The sequence below is a fragment of the Brochothrix sp. genome (genome assembly GCF_017549435.1).
In the GTDB taxonomy this organism is placed as follows: domain Bacteria; phylum Bacillota; class Bacilli; order Lactobacillales; family Listeriaceae; genus Brochothrix; species Brochothrix thermosphacta.
This window is the reverse complement of the sequence record NZ_JAFYUW010000025.1, coordinates 1-24012: the sequence shown is the minus strand read 5'-3', so window position 1 is coordinate 24012 and position 24012 is coordinate 1. Positions and strand designations below refer to the sequence as shown.

18 protein-coding genes are annotated in these 24012 nt (G+C 37.5%); 17 read left to right on the top strand and 1 reads right to left on the bottom strand.

Going from position 1 to position 24012, the window contains the following annotated elements; genetic code table 11:
- The first annotated feature begins 1343 nt into the window (after positions 1 to 1343).
- Entirely contained in the window at positions 1344 to 1910 is a 567-nt protein-coding gene (locus tag IKV95_RS01635) for a LemA family protein (protein ID WP_029091798.1), read from the top strand.
- A 26-nt stretch (positions 1911 to 1936) separates the two neighbouring features.
- Entirely contained in the window at positions 1937 to 2782 is an 846-nt protein-coding gene (locus tag IKV95_RS01630; RefSeq protein ID WP_029091797.1) for a TPM domain-containing protein, read from the top strand.
- A gap of 57 nt (positions 2783 to 2839) precedes the next feature.
- Here IKV95_RS01630 and IKV95_RS01625 read toward each other — a convergent pair whose 3' ends face one another.
- The gene (locus IKV95_RS01625; protein WP_069118986.1) at positions 2840 to 3445 is read right to left on the bottom strand and encodes a lysophospholipid acyltransferase family protein; all 606 of its coding nucleotides are present in this window, start codon (positions 3443 to 3445) and stop codon (positions 2840 to 2842) included.
- Positions 3446 to 3618: 173 nt separating this feature from the next.
- Between IKV95_RS01625 and IKV95_RS01620 the strand changes: the two genes are divergently transcribed.
- The 15 genes from IKV95_RS01620 to rseP form a co-directional block, all read left to right on the top strand.
- On the top strand, positions 3619 to 4134 hold the full coding sequence (locus IKV95_RS01620; RefSeq protein WP_029091795.1) for a GNAT family N-acetyltransferase: 516 nt from the start codon (positions 3619 to 3621) through the stop codon (positions 4132 to 4134).
- A 55-nt stretch (positions 4135 to 4189) separates the two neighbouring features.
- The gene (locus IKV95_RS01615; RefSeq protein ID WP_029091794.1) at positions 4190 to 5341 is read left to right on the top strand and encodes an exonuclease SbcCD subunit D; all 1152 of its coding nucleotides are present in this window, start codon (positions 4190 to 4192) and stop codon (positions 5339 to 5341) included.
- Positions 5342 to 8434: an AAA family ATPase gene (locus IKV95_RS01610; protein WP_287451342.1), complete on the top strand. Its 3093-nt coding sequence runs from the start codon at positions 5342 to 5344 to the stop codon at positions 8432 to 8434.
- Positions 8435 to 8507: 73 nt separating this feature from the next.
- Complete coding sequence (locus tag IKV95_RS01605) at positions 8508 to 9092, top strand: GNAT family N-acetyltransferase (RefSeq protein WP_069118983.1); 585 nt, start codon at positions 8508 to 8510, stop codon at positions 9090 to 9092.
- Complete coding sequence (locus IKV95_RS01600) at positions 9093 to 12218, top strand: DEAD/DEAH box helicase (protein ID WP_069118982.1); 3126 nt, start codon at positions 9093 to 9095, stop codon at positions 12216 to 12218.
- Between the two features lie 14 nt (positions 12219 to 12232).
- On the top strand, positions 12233 to 12808 hold the full coding sequence (locus IKV95_RS01595) for a lytic transglycosylase domain-containing protein (protein ID WP_051535990.1): 576 nt from the start codon (positions 12233 to 12235) through the stop codon (positions 12806 to 12808).
- A gap of 1087 nt (positions 12809 to 13895) precedes the next feature.
- On the top strand, positions 13896 to 16595 hold the full coding sequence (gene acnA / locus IKV95_RS01590) for an aconitate hydratase AcnA (protein ID WP_029091789.1): 2700 nt from the start codon (positions 13896 to 13898) through the stop codon (positions 16593 to 16595).
- 312 nt (positions 16596 to 16907) lie between these two features.
- Complete coding sequence (gene rpsB / locus IKV95_RS01585; protein WP_029091788.1) at positions 16908 to 17639, top strand: 30S ribosomal protein S2; 732 nt, start codon at positions 16908 to 16910, stop codon at positions 17637 to 17639.
- A gap of 108 nt (positions 17640 to 17747) precedes the next feature.
- On the top strand, positions 17748 to 18632 hold the full coding sequence (tsf, locus tag IKV95_RS01580; RefSeq protein WP_029091787.1) for a translation elongation factor Ts: 885 nt from the start codon (positions 17748 to 17750) through the stop codon (positions 18630 to 18632).
- A gap of 146 nt (positions 18633 to 18778) precedes the next feature.
- Positions 18779 to 19504, top strand: coding sequence for a UMP kinase (gene pyrH / locus IKV95_RS01575; protein WP_029091786.1), 726 nt, complete (start codon positions 18779 to 18781; stop codon positions 19502 to 19504).
- Position 19505: 1 nt separating this feature from the next.
- Positions 19506 to 20063, top strand: coding sequence for a ribosome recycling factor (frr, locus tag IKV95_RS01570; RefSeq protein WP_029091785.1), 558 nt, complete (start codon positions 19506 to 19508; stop codon positions 20061 to 20063).
- A gap of 204 nt (positions 20064 to 20267) precedes the next feature.
- Positions 20268 to 21035 carry an undecaprenyl pyrophosphate synthase gene (locus IKV95_RS01565; RefSeq protein WP_029091784.1) on the top strand — a complete coding sequence of 256 codons (768 nt, stop codon included), beginning with the start codon at positions 20268 to 20270 and terminating at the stop codon, positions 21033 to 21035.
- A gap of 22 nt (positions 21036 to 21057) precedes the next feature.
- Positions 21058 to 21846: a phosphatidate cytidylyltransferase gene (locus IKV95_RS01560; RefSeq protein WP_029091783.1), complete on the top strand. Its 789-nt coding sequence runs from the start codon at positions 21058 to 21060 to the stop codon at positions 21844 to 21846.
- A gap of 16 nt (positions 21847 to 21862) precedes the next feature.
- Positions 21863 to 23002, top strand: a complete 1140-nt coding sequence (locus IKV95_RS01555; protein WP_069125848.1) for a 1-deoxy-D-xylulose-5-phosphate reductoisomerase — start codon at positions 21863 to 21865, stop codon at positions 23000 to 23002.
- Positions 23003 to 23018: 16 nt separating this feature from the next.
- Positions 23019 to 24012, top strand: a 994-nt coding sequence (gene rseP / locus IKV95_RS01550) for an RIP metalloprotease RseP (RefSeq protein ID WP_287451341.1), incomplete at its 3' end; no start/stop codon positions are given.

The window sequence follows — 24012 nt, the reverse complement described above, 5'->3', positions numbered from 1 at the left end:
CGGAGGACTAGCATCAATCAAATTTTGTTAATGAGTACAAAAAAAATTAAATAGGAGGTGTTCAAATGTTTACAGCAGCAATCCTTGGGTTCTTCGCAGTCCCATTCTTCACGTTAATTGGAATTTCAGCATGTTAATCAGAAAATAATACATTCTCAAAATAAGTTAAAAAGGAGTTGAGCATAATGGTAGTAGGACTTTTATTTGCAGCACCGTTACTTTTAGTCGGAGGACTAGCATCAATTAAATTTTGTTAATGAGTACAAAAAAATTAAAAAGGAAGTGTTCAAATGTTTACAGCAGCGATCCTTGGGTTCTTCGCAGTCCCATTCTTCACGTTAATCGGAATTTCAGCATGTTAATCAGAAAATAATACATTCTCAAAATAAGTTGAATAGGAGGTGAGCATAATGGTAGTAGGACTTTTATTTGCAGCACCATTACTTTTAGTCGGTGGATTAGCATCAATTAAATTTTGTTAATCATTATAAAAAAGTTAAAAAGGAGGTGTTCAAATGTTTACAGCAGCGATCCTTGGGTTCTTCGCAGTCCCATTCTTCACATTAATCGGAATTTCAGCATGTTAATTAATAGTTGATCTCTTTAGTACCCCAAAGAAATCCGGACTTTTTATAAGATAGAGTTCATATAAAATAGGGGACTTATAAAAGAGGCAATATAGCATTTATTTGAAGTCTTATATTTCTTAATTTACAAAATATGAGAACAGCATGCTTAATTTGATACTGTTTGACTTTGTACGTTAAAGAAACAACTGATCTAGCATTACCCCCTAATATTAATGTACTTCTATTATATTAACTAAACTTAATTAGACTGTTGATTTTTGATATTTAATCGAAAATCAGCAGTCTATTTTTCATATTACTTTTCAGTAATGACTGGAATCTATTAGGTTGAACAAAAATGTCGCAGCATACATCAAAATACCGACAATTATAAAAATTAGCCCATATTTAGAAAGTTTTGTTTTTGAAAAAAGACTAATGATAATTAGTAAAAGCCCAAAAACACCTACAGTAATTGAAAGAAAAACAATTATTTGACCAATAATATTAGCGATCATTGTATCAAACCCCTTTTAGCTTCAACATTATTTAAGTGACTATGACTTTTTGTACTAGTTGATGAGAAAAACATACGGTTTTTTCATTACTTCTATTACAAGTGTTATTTACTGAAAATGATTTTTTAACTATTGTAGATAGTATAGCAATGTGTAGTATAAAAAGAGATCCAATTGATAACTACTTTTACTTTAGTGTATAATTAAACTAGTCGGATAGTAACTAATTTAGATGAAATGAAATGGGGAATGAAAAGTGAAAAGTTGGATGAAAATAGGTATTATTATTGTTGCTATTTTAGCAGTTGTAGCTATTCCAGTTGTGAGTACTTACAATAGTTTGGTGACTGTACAAAATGATGTCGAAGAACAATGGGCAAACGTTGATTCTAAATTACAACGTCGTTTTGATTTAATTCCTAACCTAGTAAACAGTGTTAAAGGAAGTATGAAACAAGAAAAAGAAGTCTTTGGTCAAATTGCTGAAGCACGTACTCAGTATGGTTCTGCGAAATCAACAAATGAAAAGGTTGAAGCTAGTAATCAGTTAGATAGCGCACTTTCACGTTTGTTAGTAGTCACAGAGAATTATCCTGATTTAAAATCAAATGAAAATGTTACAAAATTAATGGACGAGTTAGCGGGTACAGAAAACCGTATTTCAGTTGAACGTGATCGTTATAATAAAGTCGTTAAAGATTACAATGCCAAAACAAAACGTTTCCCAGGTTCAATTGTTGCGGGAATGTTTGGTTTTGAGAAAATGAAATTCTTCGAAGCGACAGCTGGAGCAGACAAAGCACCAACCGTTGATCTCGACTAATTAAAGTCACTGGGAGGTGTCTCGTTATGCGGAAATTAAACCATCCGCTCTTTTTAGTAAGTATCCTTTTGATAATGTTAACATCATTTGTGACGTTACCAGTCGTTCATGCAGCTGTTAAATATCCTGAACCAACAAAGGCTTTTTATGTATCTGATGAAGCAGGGATTCTAACAACAGATACGACTAAATACATGATTGATGTCAACAAGAATTATGAATCAACCAAAGAAAAACCACAAATTGTGGTAGCAACAGTTGACAGTCTACAAGGTCAAGAGATTAACGATTATGCTGTTAAACTATTTGAAAAATGGAAAATAGGAAATAAAGCAACAGATAATGGAGTGTTGATACTGTTCTCAAAAGGGGATCGTAATATCCACATCGAAGTAGGATACGGGCTCGAAGGTGCGCTCACAGATAGCGGAACAGGTGCCATTTTGGATAACAATATGGCTGCTTTGAAAAGTGATGATTTTGACAAAGCGTTAAAAGGTATCTTTACAGAAGTAGCAGTAAAAGTTAATAAAGAATATGAGTTTAATAACGATACTATTTTTGCTGGTTATGATGTCGATACGAGTGTATCAGAAGATAATTCTTCTGGTTTTGGTGGCGGTATTGGTATTGCTATCCTGTTAATTGTTATCCTACTCGCACTTTTTAGTGGTCGAGGTGGAAAAGGCGGTTCAGGAGGCGGCAATAACGTCGGTACTATTTTATGGATATTATCACTACTCAGTAACAACAACCGTGGTGGTGGTTCAGGAGGCGGCTTCGGCGGCGGATCTGGCGGCGGTTTTGGTGGAGGAGGCTCCTTTGGCGGCGGCGGTTCAAGCGGCGGCGGTGGAAGCAGCCGGAAATTTTAACGTTTATTCTGCAAAAAAAAGAATCATCTGCCATTATAGCGGATGATTCTTTTTATACTATTTTTGTTTTTTAGAGGCTTCAACCTCTAAACGAAGTTTCTCAAAAGCAGCGACTAATAACAATGATTTTTCTTCAAGTGCCTCTTTTGTTTTAGCATCATCCATATAGATAGGTTCACCATAACGAATCGTAACTTTATGGCGTTTAAACCAATCTTTCACATTTTGAGGACCATCGTAATAAGCAGGTACAATCGGTACCTTGGCCATTTTAGCAATTGTAACAGCCCCACGTTTTAATTGGTTGTGAGTGTTTTTACGTGTACCTGAAGGGAAAATACCAAGAACATTACCATCTTTTAACAACTTAACAGGGACTTTAAGTGCGCTTGGTCCAGGGTTTGTACGATTGACGGGAAATGCTTTTAAACCGCGTAAAACTTTACCAAATAATTTGTTATGAAAGAGTTCTTCTTTAGCCATAAAATGAATTTTTATCGGTTTGATTGTTACACCTAAGTACAAAATTTCAAGCCACGATGTGTGAGGTGAAACAAGTACGAATGGTGCAGGAATTACTTTGTCTCTGTTTTGGACAGTATAACGTCCATTAATTACAAGGAGACAAAAAGCAATAATAGATCTTGCAAAATTATAAAACATGATAGGACACTCCTGTCGATTGATTTTCAAAGACTTCTTTATTAATTATAGAGGGTTATCAGCTAATTGAAAAGGGTTTAAGTTAATATTTATTACACAAATGGTCTAATACTAGTGGGAAAACAAACGGAAATAGTACCTTCTAGTATCATTATAGTTAAGGATGTGAGCAAATGATAACCACAGAAAGACTTTTTTTAAGAGAAATGACAACGAAGGATTTCACTGATTTATGTTTAATACTACAGGATGATAAAGTGATGACTGCCTACGAAGGAGCGTTTAACGATACAGAAGTTTCAGACTGGTTAGCAAAACAACAACGCAATTACCGTGATCACGGTATTGGATTATGGGCAGTTATTTTAAAAGAAAATGGACGCTTTATCGGACAATGTGGTTTGACCTGGCAAGAAGTTGAAGGTGAACATTTATTAGAGGTCGGTTACTTATTTAATGCCGACTATTGGCATCAAGGTTTTGCCACTGAAGCTGCAATAGCGTGTAAAAAATATGCTTTTAAAAGATTGGGAGCTGATAAAGTATTTTCAATTATTCGCGATACAAATAGGGCCTCGCAGGCAGTAGCGTTACGCAATCAGATGACACCAATTAAGACGATTATAAAACATTATAGACAAATAGATATGCCTCACACTGTTTATTGTGTAGAAAAGGGAGGGCAATAGCTTTTTTTAGTGTATAATTAGACTATTACAGAGATACAGAAAGGACGAGACAAGAATGAAAATTGTACATACAGCTGATTGGCATCTCGGTAAAATCGTTTCCGGACAATCATTGACTGAGGATCAGGCCTATCAACTGCAACAACTCGTTGAATTGCTTAAGGATGAAGCTGCTGATGTTTTAATGATTGCAGGTGATTTATACGATCGTGCTATTCCACCTTTGGAAGCAGTCGAACTTTTAAATGAGACGTTAGCAACGATTAACTTAGAACTTAAAATTCCGATTGTCGCAATTAGTGGAAATCATGATAGTAGCAATCGTTTAAATTTTGGTAGCAGTTGGTATCAGAAAAATGGTTTTTATTTGACCACTCAAATCAGTCAAATTTTCAAACCTGTTACCATTGGCGATGTGCAATTTTGGTTAATTCCTTTTTTTGAAAATCTCGAAGCGGCTGCCTACTTTGAAGACAGTACCATTCGTACGCAAGAAGCTGCGATGCGACGGATTATTGAACAGATTGAACCACTAATGGATCGCTCTAAACGTCAAATTGCAATGGCACATCTATTCGTAACTGGCGCTGAACCAAGCGAATCAGAACGCCCATTAGCAATGGGGGGTGTTGATGCTGTGAGTGCAAAACTATTTAAAGCATTTGATTATACTGCTCTAGGTCATTTACATCGCCCACATGCTTTAGGAAAAATAACCACAGACACCCTACCTCAAGGGACGGTGAGTTATTCTGGTTCATTATTGAAATATTCTTTTTCCGAAGTAAAGGATCAAAAAAGTGTTCGCATTATCACTGTCCCGCAAAAGGGAGAGTTGCAGATGCGTGAAGTTCCTTTACACCCTCAACGAGACATGCGTCTAGTCAAAGCCGAGATGGCAGCTTTATTAGCTGAACCGACTGCTTTTGGACCTGTGGATGATTATTTACAAATAACACTCACTGATGTGGGGGATGTTTATGAACCGATGCGTCGTTTGAAGGAAGTTTTCCCACACCTTTTACATTTAGAGCGGGCAGCACAAACGGCTATTCATCAACAAGGGCAACAATTCAAAGATTTAAAACAAGCGGATATCCTAACCCTGTTTTCGCAGTTTTTTGAAACAGTTGAGCAACAACCACTTACTGATGTTGATCGTGAGTTTATGCAAAATGTAATTGATGAGAGTAGAAGAGGTGAATAGATGAAACCAATTGAATTGATAATAGAGGCATTTGGACCCTATGCAAAAAAACAGGTGATTGACTTCCGAGAGTTAGCATCCGAACATATCTTTTTAATTACAGGGAAAACAGGTGCAGGGAAATCAACCCTCTTTGATGCGATGAGCTTTGCTTTATATGGCGAAGCCAATGGTGATATGCGCGATTCACAATCACTACGCTCCGATTATGCGGATGCAGATACACCAACAGAAGTAAGCCTTACTTTTGACACTAATGGTGTCAGGTATCGTATTGTTCGACGCCCACAACAATTACTTAATAAAAAACGTGGCTCTGGCCAACGCTTAATTAGCGGGGAAGCCTCGTTATTTAAACTCGAATCAGATACTGAAACAGTACTTGGCGCCAATATACGCGATGTTCAAGAGGCAATGGCAGGGATTATACCTTTAACCGTTACGCAATTTCGTCAAATAATGATGATTCCTCAAAATGAATTCCGTGAATTATTAATGAGCAACAGTAAAGACAAAGAAGAGATTTTACAAAAATTAGCGGATACAGCCATCTACAAAAAAATTCAGGAACAACTCTTTGAAAAACAGCGTGAATCTGAAGAAGTTGTGAAAGTTATCGATCGTCAATTGCAAGGGTTACGTGACGATTACCATGAATTGGCTGCTGCAGATGAAAATTTACAACAACATTCCGATATTATGGCTCATTTAGCAACGTTGAATCAAGCAACTTTAGCAGCTTTAGAAAGTACAGAGATGCAAAAAAACAGCGTTGAACAGCGCCATACAAAAATCCAACAGGAGCTTGCAATTGCACAAACGCTTATTCGTCAATGGGAACAGCGTGAGCAAGTAACGACATCTTTGGCAACATTAGAAGAACAGGCAGAGGAACAGTCTAGACAAAGTCATTTATTGGAACAAGCAACAGCAGCTCAACCGATTATGGCATGGATCAGTGAACAAGAAAAAATTAAAGCTGCCATACTTGAAAAAGAACAGCTGGTTAAAACCGCTGCAGAAGAATTAACGTTGTTAAATAGTACAACAGACCAATTAACAACAACAAAAGCAGAATTGGAAGCAAAACGTGAACAGTACCTCACAACAAAAGCAGAAACAGCAGAATGGCAACGCTATTTGCCTGCCTGGCAACAACTGCAAAGTTTGCAGGAGCAAATGAACACTATTGTCAAAGCTCAAGAAGCCAATAAGGAAAAATTTGATCGTCAAGTTGTGCTATTAGAGACGGATAATCAATTGGTGGTAGAAGCAGAAAAACATGTTGAGCGTGCACAAGGTCAGGAAACACAACGTCTACTTATAACACAACGGATGGAAGAACAACAACGTTGGTTGCAGCTTTATAGTGAAGTGGATGAACTTCTTGATGCTTCGTCACGCGATACAGAGGCAGTGGGTTATCTTGAACAACAACTTGCAAAAGAAGTTGCCAAGAGCGAACGCTTGCAACAAGAGCGCTCGAACATTATTGCAGAGGAACGTCAACAGCTTGTGGCACAAATTGCTTCACAACTACAGGAAGGGGATGCTTGCCCTGTTTGTGGTTCTGAGTCTCATCCTCATATAGCAGAAGCGGCTCATTTGATTGATAGTGAGAAAGCACTTGCGGATATTGAGCAGTTGATGAAGGGTGTTTTGTCACAAATAGAAGAAACAAAAATTCAAATTAGAACTAAACAATTTCAAATAAAACAAACAGCTGGGCATATTGCGGCAAGTTATGAAAAATTGAATGTAACAGCTACAACAGCTTCTGAACAATACGAATGGCATGTTCAAGCTTTGAAAGATGAGCAAGCGGAACTCAGCGCACTTAATTATGTACTAACATACGAAGAAGCGAAGGCAAAGCAACAACGTTTGATTGCTAATTACAACCGTCACCTCGAAGAAAAACAAGCGTTGGAAGTAGCGCTTAAAACGGCAGTTGCCCAAATTAGAGGAATTGCCAGTGACCGTCAGCGATTAGAAGCCGATACACCACCAAGGCCAGATGATTTAAAGGCTGTGATTAAAGCTGTTGAAGAAGCCACTCAGATTATTTCTGCTTTTGAAGCGGAAGAACAAAGTGTATCTGAACGTGTGCAAGCGAACCAAATTCAGCTCACTAAACAAACTGCAGCATTAGATTCAGCTGAAAAGGCACTTCATACAGAGCAAGAACGTTTAACTGAAATGACAAATAGTATCCTTGAAAAACAACGAGCTGCAGGTTTTAATGATCAAGCAAGTTTTGAAGCAGCTTGTTTAGCTTCTGAGGTTTTCTTGGAACTGAAAGAACAAGTCACGGCTTATCAGCAAAAATATGCGCAATTAAAAGAGCAATTAGCAACGTTAGTAGGTGTATTAGACGGACAAACTTACCCTGACATTGCTAGTATTCAAAATAATTTAAACCTTTGTAACGAAGAACGTCACGTTATTGAACAGCGTGTGCGTGTGTATCAACAACAAGCGGGGCAAGAAGAGCAGTTGATCAATGGTTACCGTAAGCAACAGGCTGCGATTGTATCAGCAGAGTCTGTTTATTCACAAGTTAGTTATTTAGCAAATGTGGCCCGTGGTAAAAATGGTTCTAAATTAACGTTTGAGCGTTATGTGCTGACGGCATTTCTTGATTTAATTTTAGAATATGCAAACCCACGTTTACGCACGATGACTGATGGTCGTTATCAACTCCAACGTCAAGCAGAATTAACAAAAGGGAATGCACAGAGCGGTCTTGAACTATCTGTCATTGATGCTTATACGTCTAAAACAAGGCATGTAAAAACACTCTCCGGTGGTGAAAGTTTTAAAGCGTCACTTGCGTTAGCTTTGGCTTTGGCCGATTGTATTCAAGAATTAAGTGGTGGTATGTCTTTAGAGACAATCTTTATTGATGAAGGGTTTGGGACACTTGATCCAGATTCACTTGAACAAGCGATTGATATGTTGCTCGATACACAAGCAAATGGTCGTTTAGTAGGTATCATTTCACATGTACCCGAACTAAAATCACGCATTCACAGCAAATTAGTTATCAATCAAACAGCAAAAGGCTCAACAACGCATTTTAGTTTCAATTAATGCCCTTTTTGTGCTATTCTGTAGAGAGATACAATTGAGTTTTACACTTATGTAGGAAAGGACTTGCATAGTTATGATGAGAAATGCCCAAAAAGAAGATGCAAAACAAATAGCACCTTTACTCTCTGTTATTTTAAGAGATATTGAGTTGCCAGTATTTGCACAATATAAGTCTGATGAAGAACTTAATAATAAAATAATTCCCATTATTGAAGGTGAAGAATCACGTTATAGTTATAAAAACTTTTATGTGTATGAACAAGCAGGTACTATCTTAGGCTTTTTATGTGGTTATTCTGGCAGTGATGCCGCACGTTTAGATGAACCATTTAAGCAGTATAATGCTTCATTTAATCTTCCACCCGACGAGGTGCTTTTCCCGGATGTTGAAACGTTTCCTGGCGAATGGTACATCGATGCGTTAGTTACCTCCTCTGAGGCTCGCGGTAAAGGGATTGGTTCTGCATTGCTGAATTATGCCAATGAAGTGGCAGCCGAAGCGGGTGAAACGCGTATAGGTCTTAATTGTGATCAGCATAATCCTAAAGCAGGTGCCCTATATGAGCGTCTCGGTTTTAAAACAGACGGTACTTTAAAGATTGGCGATCATATGTATAATAGAATGTTTCGAATATTACCATTAAGGGATGATAAATAAATGCTATCAATAACTCATATGCGTCAAGATAAAGAGCATGACATGATTATGGCCACAGTCAAAGATACACGGGTGAGCTATATTGTTTCTGCGTTTCACTTAAATGAAAAAGACCCCACTTATCGTTGTGAATGCCGTGAATACGAATCTGACCCTAAAACAGGATGTGTGCATATCAATAAAGTCATTGACGAACTCGTACAGCAAAAAGTAATTAAACCAAGACCTAAAAATACCACTGTTTCACTGATTAATGATTTTGCCTCGGATTTAGCAGAGGACACTTACCATTACGATTTCGAAAAAACAGAACGTACACCCTATGAGCTGACTTATATGTTGATGCCGCTGTTTGTATCGGAAGCGGATCGTAAAATCGCTATCTCTTTACAGATTGGTAAAGTCGGTCAAACACATTATGTGATAAAAGATATTCGTGCATTTTTAAAAGCTTGGGAAAACGATACCTATTACATAGTTAACCCTCGTCTAACAATCGAATTTAAAGATATTTTGTTTTCGAAGGCACACCAACAAATTTTAACTGATCTAAGTGAGCTAGCAAGAATGGCGCGAATATATGATACGAACGATTGGTCACGTACCTATGCTGAAGAGAAACAATTAACGTTAACGAGTGAAATGATGGTAAGGATACTAAAACAAATGCCGATGCAGTTAGCCTCTTTCACTTATCAAGATGTTAGTTATCCTGTTCAAGGGTTTTATGAGAATACAAAAGTGCCAATCACTTTGAATCATCAATTTGTTGAAGAAGGCATCTCTTTTGATTTTCAAGAATTTGAGCAATTATTACTGTTCGAACAAGAACAACTTGTCTTTTTTGATGGCTCATTTTATCACTTTTCAGAACATACGATTAAGCCGTTCACAATCATTAAAAAGTGGTTGAAAAAAACGGAAGAAACGGTCCATTTTGTTCTGCAAGAAGATTATTCAAACTTCTTTTCTTATATTTTGACAAGTTTAGAAAAAATCACCTTAATTCAGTTGCCAGAATTCGAAGAGATGGAAGTTGTACATCATCCTATTCATACCGTCATTGAAATTGCGGTAATCGATAACGAGCATCGTTTACAAGTCACTCATTATTATAATGACTTTGGTTACGATCCCTTTTTTGATCGTTGGACGCCAGAATTAAGCGGCGAAGCATTATTTATTCGTGATACGTATGCAGAGCATGCTGTTATGCGAATTCTTGAACAAGCCCCCTTACACGTGAAAAAAAATACTGTATTGGTCAGCGCGAAAGCAAGTGAGCGATATGTATTCTATAAATATATCGTGCCTCTGTTAAGAGAGCACGCTGAAATCGTCATGGATGAATCGTTAGAAAATATCATTACAGAAATGCCTGTAGAGACTTATTTTAATGAAGATTCACAAGATGGTTATGTCAATTTCTCAGTGCAATTTAAAGACTTTGAAGGAGATCATTCTAAATCATTAATTGAACATATACTTGAAGGTGAGCTAGTGTATGAAGATGAAGAAGGGCGTTTAATCTCTTTAGAATCAGAAGAAGCATTAGCGCTTCACGCTTTGTTGCGTAAGATGCGAATTAAACCAGCAGATTGGCAACAAAACCAATTACGTTTATCTATCTATCGTGCGTTGCCACTAATGCAAAACCGCGAAACACAAATTCATATTACTGATCAATTACACGACTTGATGATCCTGATGCAATCAGGTGATTGGGACTTAGAAAAAGTCAGTGAAAAACTAACGGGCGGTACGCTACAACCTCATCAAATTGAAGGTTATAGTTGGTTAAGTCTACTTTCTCAGTACGGGTTAAATGGTATTTTAGCGGATGAAATGGGTCTCGGTAAAACAATTCAAACAATTGCTTATATTTGTAGTCTATTAGACAAATACGAGTCCTTTGAACCAACGTTGATTGTTTGTCCATCATCAGTTGTTTACAACTGGCAAAATGAGTGGAGTAAGTTTGCTCCTGAAATTAAAGCTCAAATTATCGATGGTAACAAAGTAAAACGTCAAGAAGCTATCGCTGAAATGAAAGAGAATCAAATTTACATTACAAGTTATGCGATGTTGCGTGAAGATTTACAAGAATATCGTCAACATCATCTGGGTTGTTTTGTACTCGATGAAGCTCAATCATTGAAAAATTCACGTTCACTTATTTCGCAAGCCGCTAAACACGTTAAAGCGAAACATAAAGTCGCGTTAAGTGGTACGCCGATTGAAAATAGAAGTGACGATTTATGGGCGTTATTCCAGATTATTTTACCTGGCTACTTACCAGTCTTAACACAATTTAAAAAATTGCCACCAGCCGAAGTTAAAAAATTAACAGCACCATTTATTTTACGTCGACTGAAACAAGATATTCTCTCAGATTTGCCTAGTTTGAATGAAACGAATTTATCGATTGATTTAAACTCTGAGCAAAAACGAATCTACATGCAAGTTATTAATAGTTTGCGCGTATCGCTTGAAGAAGATAAAAGCGAGCCACAACAACGAATGCAGATATTAGCAGCGTTGACTCGTTTACGCCAAATTTGTGATGACCCACGATTGATTTTAGAAGATTATCAAGGAGGCTCGGCGAAGTTAGATGAACTGTTACGAATAGTGACTGAAACTGCCGCTGAAGATAAACAGATGCTGATCTTTTCACAATTTGCTTCAATGCTACCACTGATTGGACAAGAACTTGAAAAATTAGGCATTCCTTATTTCCTATTAGATGGAAAAACAAACGCTTCAAAACGAATGGAAATGGCAACGGCATTCAACAATAGTGAACGTACCGTCTTTCTAATTTCGCTTAAAGCCGGAGGAACGGGACTTAACTTAACCGGTGCATCACGCGTTATCCTCTATGATTTATGGTGGAATCCCGCAGTTGAACAACAAGCAGCAGCGCGTGCGCATCGAATTGGTCAAACAAAAGATGTAGACGTGGTTCGAATTATCTCGAAAGGTACGATTGAAGAAAATATTCGTGATTTACAACAATCAAAACTATCATTAGTTGATCAAATCCTACCATCGAATGAACAAAAAGCAAATATAAACATTAATGAGTTAAAACAATTACTTTTTAATACCGATAAATTATCATGATAGGAGAGTTGCTCATGACACTTATGAAAAGGGTTGTGCGCGCTTTTGGATTTCTCTTGTTTACAGTTGTGTTTGTTACGTTACTCTTCGGAAGTTTCTGGCAATCACAAGCAATAAAAATCAAAGGTCACATTCCTAAACAATATATTGAAACATATAAAGCCGCTGGAAAAGAGTACAACATCGATTGGCAGCTACTAGCAGCAGTACATCGGGTTGAAACGAACTTCTCGCGTTCAAAATCAATGGTATCAAATGCTGGAGCAATTGGACCCATGCAGTTTTTACCATTAACTTGGGTAGGATGGAACTATCCAGGTAAAAATAACGAAGTCACAGAGAAAGACCTGACAGATGTTAAAATAATCGCTAAATATGGCGGTTATGGTGTTGATGGAGACGGTGATGGTATCGCTGATCCAATGAATGCCGTGGATGCTATTTATAGTACAGCAAACTATCTGAATAAAACAAAAGCCAGCATCGATCGTAAACATCTAAAAAAAGCGATCTTTGATTATAACCACTCTGACATCTATGTCCGTGACATTTTATACTATCAAGACATCTATAAGGAATTGTATAAGTAACTGCTGTTATCGTAGCGGATTTATCCGCTTTACGAGAGTAGTATGGGTGCTGACATTGTAGCGAAGAAATGAGCTTACAAGGACAGTATGGGACGCAGCGACAGCGAGTACCAATCCTCCAAGCAGTTGAGTACCAATCCTTTGCTAATATCGTAGCGGATTTATCCGCTTTACGAGAACAGTATGGGTGCTGACATTGTAGCGAAGTTATGAACTTGCGAAAGTAGCATGTGTGCTGACATTGTTGCGAAGAAATGACCTTACAAGAACAGTATGGGTGCTGACATTGTTGCGAAGTTATGACCTTACAAGAACAGTATGGGTGCTGACATTGTGGCGAAGAAATGAGCTTACAAGTACAGTATGGGACGCAGCGACAGCGAGTACCAATCCTTCAAGCAATTGAGTACCATTCCTTATGTTGGAATCTTTATCGTATTATTCTATCTAAGCAACTACCTTTCGGTAGTTGCTTTTTTGTCGATTCTTAATAGGGGAGAGAGATCTACGTTTAAAAACTCAATTTTATCAATTTTGAATAAAAAAACAGCTGCAGAGGACTGTTAATGTTTATGAAATATTTATTCCGCAGTTGCTTCCCTTTTTTAGTGGCTCGTTTCTTAAAGTAATCAACTAAATCAATCACTAACAGAGTAGCTAGCAATGAAAACAGCAAAGAGATAGCGGCATAACGGGTAAAATTCTCAAAAATAGGGGTTAAATTGAAGAACACAAGTATGATTGTAACAAGGACAACACCACATGTTAGAAGGATAACGGGTTTAGATACATTTGTAAGTGCGTGATTTTTATTAGCCGGTATAAGTATAAGCGCAAGTATAAATGCGAGACCACGCCAGCAACTATCCCGATGTTATCTAAGAATACGGCCAAGGAAACATACTAAAATAAAAATTGTTAGGCTAGGGTATAACTCATTAAGGCATTAGTAACTTTTGTTAAATAAATATTAAACTTCCGAACGATAAGTTTTCCTTATGTTAAAATTAGAATATAAATTATTTTACTTATCACTATAAAAAGGCTATAGTGAAAGGTATACAAATATGATAACGGGGGGCTTCTTATGTTAAAACACAATGATTATATGTCAGAGCTGACAGTCGATAATGAAGTGTACACTTATTTTGATATTGCCAGCTACTGTAAAGACCAATTAAATGATGTGACGACTTTACCTTACAGCATACGAGTGCTATTGGAATCAGTCTTACGTCAATTTGATGGCCTGATTATTACAGAAGAACATGTTGAGGCATTATCACAATGGCAACCAGCTGTTCAACCAGGTGAAGTGCCGTTTAAACCTGCACGTGTTATTCTACAAGATTTCACGGGTGTACCAGCTGTAGTTGATTTAGCAGCAATGCGTGACGCATTACAGAAACTCGGTGGGAACCCTGAGGCAATTAACCCGGAAGTACCGGTTGACTTAGTAATTGACCACTCTGTACAAGTAGATACATATGGAACAGCAGATGCCTTGCAACGTAATATGGCATTGGAATTCAAGCGTAATCAAGAACGTTATGAATTTTTAAAATGGGCACAGTCAGCGTTTGATAATTATCAAGCAGTGCCGCCAGCAACTGGTATTGTTCACCAAGTTAACCTTGAATTTTTGGCGCGTGTGGTGTTCGAAAAAGAAGAAGCTGGTAAAACGATTCTATATCCTGATACATTAGTGGGTACTGATTCACATACAACAATGGTTAACGCTTTGGGCGTATTAGGGTGGGGTGTAGGTGGCATTGAAGCCGAAGCCGGGATGCTTGGTCAGCCATCGTACTTCCCTATTCCTGAAGTCGTAGGTGTAAAATTAACAAATGCGTTACCACCAGGTGCGACAGCAACCGATTTAGCATTAAAAGTGACCCAAGTTTTACGTGAACACGGTGTTGTTGGTAAATTCGTTGAGTTTACAGGTGAAGGTTTAGCAACATTAACATTATCAGATCGTGCGACAGTAGCTAACATGGCACCTGAATATGGGGCGACCTGTGGCTTTTTCCCAGTTGATAATGAAACATTGAACTACTTAGCCTTAACAGGACGTAAACAACGTCAAATTAAAGTGATTGAGAGTTACTTAAAAGAAAATGCATTATTCCATGATGTGACCGAAGAAATTACATATTCTTCTAATGTGACAATTGATTTAAGTGAAATCGCACCTAACCTAGCAGGGCCTAAACGCCCACAAGATTTAATTCCGTTAACTGAGATGAAAGAATCTTTCGAAACAGCACTCGTTGCACCCTCAGGTAACCAAGGATTCGGTTTATCAAAAGAGGAAAGTGAACGCGAAGCTGTAGTTAAGTTTGATGATGGCCGTCAAGTGACAATGCCAACAGGAGCTGTTGTGATTGCTGCGATTACATCGTGTACAAATACTTCCAATCCATACGTATTATTAAGCGCAGGTTTGCTTGCTAAACGTGCGGTTGAATTAGGTTTGAAAGTACCAGATTATGTTAAACCATCCTTAGCTCCAGGCTCAAAGGTTGTAACGGCTTATCTAGATAATGCTGGTTTAACACCTTATATGGATGAATTAGGCTTTAACCTTGTCGGTTATGGCTGTACAACATGTATCGGTAACTCAGGTCCTTTACTGCCAGAAATTGAAGCTGCGATTCAAGCAGAAGACTTGTTAGTATCATCCGTTTTAAGTGGTAACCGAAACTTTGAAGGAAGAATCCATCCTTTAGTCAAAGCTAACTATTTAGCTTCACCACCACTTGTTGTTGCGTTTGCATTAGCAGGGCGTACAGCATTTGATTTTGAAACAGAATCACTTGGTACGGATAAAGAAGGACAACCTGTATTTCTAAGAGATATTTGGCCAGAAAAACATGAAATTGAAGCATTAGTTAAAGAAGTTGTGACTCCGGAACTCTTTATTGAACAATATGCACAAGTATTTGATGATAACGACGTGTGGAATGCAATTGAAACAACAGATGAAGCATCTTATGATTGGAATGACGATTCAACGTATATCGCTAATCCACCATTCTTTGATGATCTATCAATGGATATTGCACCGATTACTGATATTAAAGGTGGGCGTGTGTTAGCCTATTTTGGCGACTCGGTTACAACCGATCATATTTCACCCGCCGGTGCGATTGGTAAAGATACACCTGCAGGACAATACTTACGTGAGCAAGATGTACCAATTCGTTCATTTAACTCATACGGTTCGCGACGTGGCCACCATGATGTGATGATGCGAGGCACCTTTGCAAATATTCGTATTCGCAATAAAATCGCTGTGGGGACAGAAGGTGGTTACACAACCTATTGGCCTGAAACAAAGGTAACGTCTATTTATGAGGCAGCGATGGCCTACAAAGAGACACAGACGCCATTAGTTGTCTTAGCAGGTAAAGACTATGGTATGGGTTCAAGTCGTGACTGGGCAGCAAAAGGTCCAAAACTATTAGGTGTACAGGCTGTTATTGCTGAGAGCTTTGAGCGTATTCACCGTTCTAATCTTGTATTGATGGGGATTTTACCCATGCAATATCAACCAGGTGATACAGCTGAATCATTAGGTCTAACAGGTGAAGAAACATTTGATATTGAAATTGATGATAATGCGACCGTTCGCCAATTAGTGACTGTGACAGCAACACTTGGAGAAACAGTGAAGAAATTCCAAGTCATCGCTCGTTTTGACAGTTTGATTGATGTTATCTACTACCGTAATGGTGGAATTTTACCATTAATTTTACGCCAAAAAGCAGTAGCAACTGTTTAATAAATGTTATGGAAGAAGAGGTACCTACATAAGGGTGCCTCTTTTTTGACAAATGTGAGATTTAGATGCGTTTTTCAGTTATTTTTATGAAAAAGTTATAGTAAACAGCTTTTTGTGTATAAAAAGCGTTTTGATAGGATTTTAAGTGTTGCATTATTAAAAATGTCGTGATATAATTATCAGTGTTGTTAAAATCCACATATATGCGGATATGCTGGGAGGTACCAAAGGAAATGGTCCCTAGTATAAATGATGCTTATAGAGGGCGATTTTATCGCAAAAAAAAATAAAACCACAGGAGGGAATAACATCATGGCAGTTATTTCAATGAAACAATTATTAGAAGCAGGCGTTCACTTCGGTCACCAGACTCGTCGTTGGAACCCAAAAATGAAGAAATTTATCTTTACAGAACGTAACGGTATCTACATCATCGACTTACAAAAAACAGTGAAAAAAGTTGACGAAGCATTCAACTTTGTAAAATCAATCGCTGAAGACGGTGGACGCGTTCTTTTCGTAGGAACTAAAAAACAAGCACAAGAATCAGTTAAAGACGAAGCAATTCGTTCAGGTCAATTTTACGTTAACCACCGTTGGTTAGGTGGAACATTAACTAACTTTGGTACTATCAAAAAACGTGTTCGTCGTCTTAAAGACATCGAAAAAATGGCAGAAGACGGTACTTTTGAAGTATTACCTAAAAAAGAAGTTGTATTACTTAAGAAAGAGCAAGAGAAATTAGAACGCTTCTTAGGCGGAATCAAAGAAATGCAAGATATTCCTGATGCATTATTCATCGTTGATCCTCGTAAAGAACGTATCGCAGTTCAAGAAGCTCGTAAACTTAATATTCCAATCGTAGGTATTGTAGATACTAACTGTGATCCTGACGAAATTGATTACGTTATCCCTGCAAACGACGATGCAATCCGTGCTGTTAAATTATTAACAGGTCGTATGGCTGACGCTATCATCGAAACTAAACAAGGACAAGAAGAAGTAGTTGAAGAAGCAGTTGCAACTGAAACTGTTGAAGGCTAATTTCTAAAACGTTCGGAAAAACAAAAGGTGATAAGCAGATTGATTTGTTTATCACCTTTTTTTAAAGACAAAAATAAAATGACATTTAGTCCTAGGAGGAAACATAAAATGGCTCAAATTAGTGCTGCTCAAGTAAAAGAATTACGTGAAAAAACAGGTGCAGGTATGATGGACTGTAAAAAAGCTTTAGTTGAAACAAACGGTGATATCGATGCTGCAATCGATTACCTACGTGAAAAAGGTATCTCTAACGCTGCTAAAAAAGCAGACCGTATTGCTGCTGAAGGTATTACAAATGTATTAACTGATGGTAACTTTGCTGTTCTTTTAGAAGTAAATGCTGAAACTGACTTCGTTGCTAAAAACGAAGGTTTCCAAACTGTTGTTAAAGAATTAAGCGAGCACTTATTAGCTTCTAAACCAGCTGATCTTGAAGCTGCTCTTGCTTCTGAAATCAACGCAGGCGAAACTGTTGAAACATACATCACTACTGCAATGAACAAAATTGGTGAAAAATTATCATTACGCCGTTTTGTAATCATGGAAAAAAATGAAACTTCTGCTTTTGGCGCTTACTTACACATGGGTGGACGTATCGGTGCTTTAACAGTTATCGAAGGTACTACTGATGAAGCAACTGCTAAAGACGTTGCAATGCACATCGCTGCAGTTAACCCTAAATACATCACTCGTGATGAAGTTGCTCCTGAAGAATTAGCACATGAAAAAGAAGTGTTAACTCAACAAGCATTAAACGAAGGTAAACCAGCTAACATCGTTGAAAAAATGATCACTGGTCGTTTAAACAAATTCTTGTCTGACATTAGCCTTGTTGACCAACCATTTGTTAAAAACCCTGACGTAACTGTTGGTAAATTTGTTGAAGAAAAAGGCGCAAAAGTTCTTGAATTTGCTCGTTTTGAAGTCGGCGAAGGTATCGAGAAACGCGAAGAAAACTTTGCAGAAGAAGTTATGAACCAAATCAACAACTAATTACGTGTCACGTAGATAACCAGACTATTGATTACTGGAGCTACCTAGCGACGGTATAACAATTAAATAGTCTATGGGGGGAGCATTTGCTCCCCTTTTTTTAAAGAATATCAATAATCGATTGTAAAATTGAGTGGAGGTTAATAATGAATACACCTAAATATAAACGAATCGTATTTAAGTTAAGCGGTGAGGCATTAGCAGGAGAAGAAGGTTTTGGTATCAATCCAACAGTCGTGAACTCAATTGCTAAACAAGTGAAAGAAGTAGTAGAACTAGGTATTGAAGTTGCAATTGTTTGTGGTGGCGGAAATATTTGGCGAGGTAAAATTGGAAGTGAAATGGGTATGGATCGTGCAAATGCCGATTACATGGGCATGCTTGCTACAGTTATGAACTCACTTTCTTTACAAGATTCACTTGAAAATGTGGGTGTACCAACACGTGTACAATCATCTATTGAAATGCGTCAAGTAGCAGAACCGTATATTCGTCGTCGTGCTATTCGTCACCTTGAAAAAGGCCGCGTTGTTATCTTCGCAGCTGGAACAGGTAACCCTTATTTCTCTACAGATACTACGGCAGCATTACGTGCAGCTGAAATTGAAGCAGATGTTATTTTAATGGGTAAAAACAATGTTGATGGTGTTTATACTGCTGACCCTAAAACTGACGCAACAGCAACTAAATTTGAAGAATTATCATACCTTGAAATCATTTCTTCTGGTTTAGAAGTAATGGATACAACGGCTTCTTCATTAAGCATGGATAATGATATTCCACTTGTTGTTTTCTCATTAAATGAAGAAGGTAATATTAAACGCGCAGCAATGGGCGAAAAAATTGGAACGACTGTAAGGGGGAAATATTAAAATGACAAAAGAAATTTTAAACTCAGCTAAAGAACGTATGGTAGGAGCAGAAGGCGCTTTAAGCCGCGAACTTGCTAATATCCGTGCGGGACGTGCTAATACATCAATTTTAGATCGTATTACAGTAGAATACTGGGGTGCACAAACACCATTAAACCAATTAGCTGCAATCTCTGTGCCAGAAGCACGCGTTTTAATGATTGCACCATTCGATAAAGGTACTTTATCAGATGTTGAACGTGCTATTTTTGCATCAGACTTAGGTTTAACACCTTCAAATGATGGCGAAGTGATTCGTTTAACTATTCCTGCATTGACAGAAGAACGTCGTAAAGTATTAGCTAAACAAGTTAAATCTGAAGCTGAAAACGCTAAAGTATCAGTGCGTAACGTTCGTCGCGATGCAAATGATGACTTGAAAAAAGCTGAAAAAGCTGGCGATATTACTGAAGATGAATTACGTCAATTATCTGATGAAGTTCAAAAATACACAGATGCTAGCATCAAAAAAATTGATAGCATTACAAAAGATAAAGAAGACGAGATTATGTCTGTCTAAAAATTCGATTATAACCGGTCATCCACCTGTCTTTTTTTTGGGTGAATGATCGGTTATTTCATTAGAAAACAACTCTGATTATGATAATATAGTAATAATTAGATGAGTTTCACCACTAAATCATGCATCATACGTGTATTTTTGGTATGATAAACGAGTACAATAAGTCAGGTTTTTGAAATAAAACCTTGTGGGGGATAAACTATGTTTAATAAATTATTTAATAATAACAATGGCAGCGACGATATCGAGTCGCAACTATCAAAAGAAAATATTCCGAAACATATCGCAATCATTATGGATGGTAACGGCCGTTGGGCTAACAAACGTTTTTTACCTCGAATTGCTGGGCATAAAGAGGGCATGAATACCGTGAAAAAAATTACGACCTCTGCCAGTAAGTTAGGTGTTGAAGTATTAACTTTATACGCTTTTTCAACAGAAAATTGGAAACGACCCGATGAAGAAGTTCAATTTTTAATGAAATTACCTGTGGATTTTTTTGAAACATTCATGCCGGATCTGATGAAAGAAAATGTTCGTGTGCATGTAATGGGATATCATGATGTTTTACCAAAACATACACAAAAGGTCATCACAGATGCAATGGATAAAACGAAAAATAACACAGGCTTGGTTTTGAATTTTGCACTTAACTATGGTGGTCGTGCTGAAATAGTATCGGCAACACAAGCTGCAATGCGTGAACTATTAGCTCAGGAATTAACGCCAGATGATTTAACAGAAGAACTAATTGCAAAGCACTTAATGACGCATACTTTTCCAGATCCCGATTTACTTATCCGTACTAGCGGTGAGATGCGAGTGAGTAATTTTATGTTGTGGCAAATTGCCTATAGTGAATTCTATTTTGTTGAAAAACATTGGCCAGATTTTAGTCATCAAGATTTATGCGAAGCAATCGCAACGTATCAAAATAGAACCCGTCGTTTTGGTGGTATTTTGAAGTAAAAAACTTGGAGTGTGAACAAAGATGAAAACTCGTATCATAACAGCCATATTAGCATTAGCTGTTTTTGTACCTTTCCTTGTAATCGGCGGAACGCCTTTTCAAGCAATGATGTATTTAATAACAACAATTGCTATTGGTGAAGTTATTCGTATGCAAAAACGTTCATTATTTGCTATCGATAGTATTTTACTGTTTATTTTAGGATGGGTGATTTTACTCCCAACATCGATTTTAGACAGACTTGCAGAGTATAACATTAGTTTTATCTTAATTGTCTCTGTTATTGTAATGATGAACCTTACAGCAAGTGTATTATCAGCTGATAAAGTGAATGTAGCACAGGCGGCTCTTGGTATTATTCTTTCTTTATATATTGCCGCAGGTTTCCGTTCGTTTATCACTGTTAGAAGTGACAGTTTTAATCTCTTAATGTTTGGGATTTTAGTTGTTATTTTAACAGATAGTTTTGCTTACTTTGTAGGGCGCAAGTTCGGTAAAACTAAATTAGCACCAACAATATCTCCCAATAAAACAATTGAAGGTTCTATCGGTGGAACAGTGATTGCTACTATTGTCGCTGTTATTTATACCCTTATTTTCCCAATCGATCTCTCACTTCTCCATATTATTATAGGTACAATTGTATTATCTATTGTAGGTCAATGTGGTGATTTGGTTGAATCTAGTGTCAAACGTTATTGTGGCGTCAAGGATTCAGGGAAAATCTTACCAGGTCATGGTGGGCTATATGACCGTTTTGATAGCTGGTTGTTTGTCTTTCCAATGATGATTATTTTACAATTTATGTAAAAAAAGAGGTGATGAGATGAAAATTAGTTTGCTAGGTGCAACTGGCTCTGTAGGAGTACAAACCTTAGCGGTTGTGCGACAACATCCTGCCGCTTTCCAAATTGTAGCACTAGCTTTTGGATCGAATATTCAAAAAGGAGCTCAAATAATCCGCGAATTTTCACCTGAAATTGTTAGTGTTGCAACAAAAGATATAGCGCGTCAGTTAGCACACCAATTTCCGACTGTCACCTTTTATCATGGGATGGCTGGCTTGATTGAAGTGGCGACATTTCATAAAAGTACAATGTTGGTGAATGCCATTTTAGGGAGTAGGGGACTATTACCCACTTTGCGAGCCATTGAATCACATAAAACAATCGCTTTAGCCAATAAAGAAACACTTGTCACAGCAGGCCATCTTGTGATGGATGCCGTTAAAAAACATAATGTAACATTGCTACCGGTTGATAGTGAGCACTCCGCCATTTTTCAATCGCTTCAGGGGAATTCGAAACGTGCAGTAGATTCAATATTATTGACAGCTTCGGGTGGCAGTTTTCGTGATAAAACACGTGAACAGTTAGCCAATGTTACATTAGCAGATGCATTAAACCATCCTAATTGGGCGATGGGACCAAAAATAACGATAGACTCGGCAACCTTGTTTAATAAAGGGTTAGAGGTTATCGAAGCACATTGGTTATTTGGATTACCGTATGATAAAATCAATGTAACCATTCATCGTGAATCTATTATACATTCATGTGTCAATTACGTGGATGGTAGTATGATTGCACAGATGGGTGCGCCTGATATGAGATTACCGATTCAATATGCCTTAACGTACCCGAATCGTCTACCCATTAGTTATGATGAACCGTTTGATTTAAATAAAATTGGACAATTATCATTCGAGGCTGTTGATATGAAAAGATTTCGTGCGTTATACCTGTCTTATGAAGCAGGTAAAGCAGGTGGTTCAATGCCAACTGTTCTCAATGCAGCTAATGAAGTTGCAGTAGAAGCGTTCTTAACAAAAAAAATTAGTTTTTTAGATATTGAAAATTTGGTTGAAAAAGCGATGCTCGCCCATTCAATCATCAAAAACCCTGAATTAGAAACGATTTTAGCTATCGAAACAGAGACACGTCAGCGTGTCACGTCGTGGTTATAATCAGAAGGAGTGACAAATGGAAAATATAATTGCGTTTATAGTTGTTTTTGGTTTACTTGTTTTTTTCCACGAACTCGGCCATTTCTTGTTTGCTAAAAATGCAGGCATCTTAGTTCGCGAATTTGCGATTGGTTTTGGACCTAAAATATTCTCATATAAAAAGAAAGAGACTCTCTATACGATACGTCTACTACCCTTAGGTGGTTACGTTCAAATGGCTGGACAGGATGATGAACCGATTGTCCTTAATGCTGGTTATCGTGTGGGGTTATTGTTCAATGATGCAGGTGAAGTTAAACAAATCGTCACATCAAATCTTGAAAAATACCCTAACATTGAACCATTCGAAGTAGCATCAGCTGAATTGGAAACAAGTTTGTTTATTAAAGGAATTGTATTAGGCGATGAAACAGAGGAATTAATTACTTATACAGTTGCAAGAGATTGTGAAATTGTTGATGGAAATGATAAGCGAGCAATCGCTCCTTATGACCGTCAATTCCGCTCAAAATCTTGGATCCATCGTTTCATGACAATTGCTGCTGGACCCGTATTTAACTTTATTTTAGCCTTTTTCTTATTCATTATCTTTGCGTTTGCATCAGGTGGCGTGCCATCAAATGATGCACGTATGGGAGATGTTCAATCAGGTTCTGCTGCAGCAACTGCAGGCATCAAAGAAAATGATTTAATCAAGGAAATTGATGGTAAAAAAATTGCAACTTGGACAGATATGACAACAATTGTTCGTGCAAATCCCGATAAAAAACTTAATTTTGCAATTGAGCGTAATGGCGAAATTGAAAAAATAGTGGTTACACCAAAAAAAGTAACACAAGGTGAAGAAAAAGTTGGCCAAATCGGTGTTATGGCACCTAAGGATAGCTCTATTGGAGCAAAATTATCTTACGGTGTGGATCAAACTGTTTTCTGGTTTAAACAAATTTTTGTATCTTTAGGTAATTTAATTACTGGAGGATTTTCATTGGATAAACTAGGCGGCCCTGTTT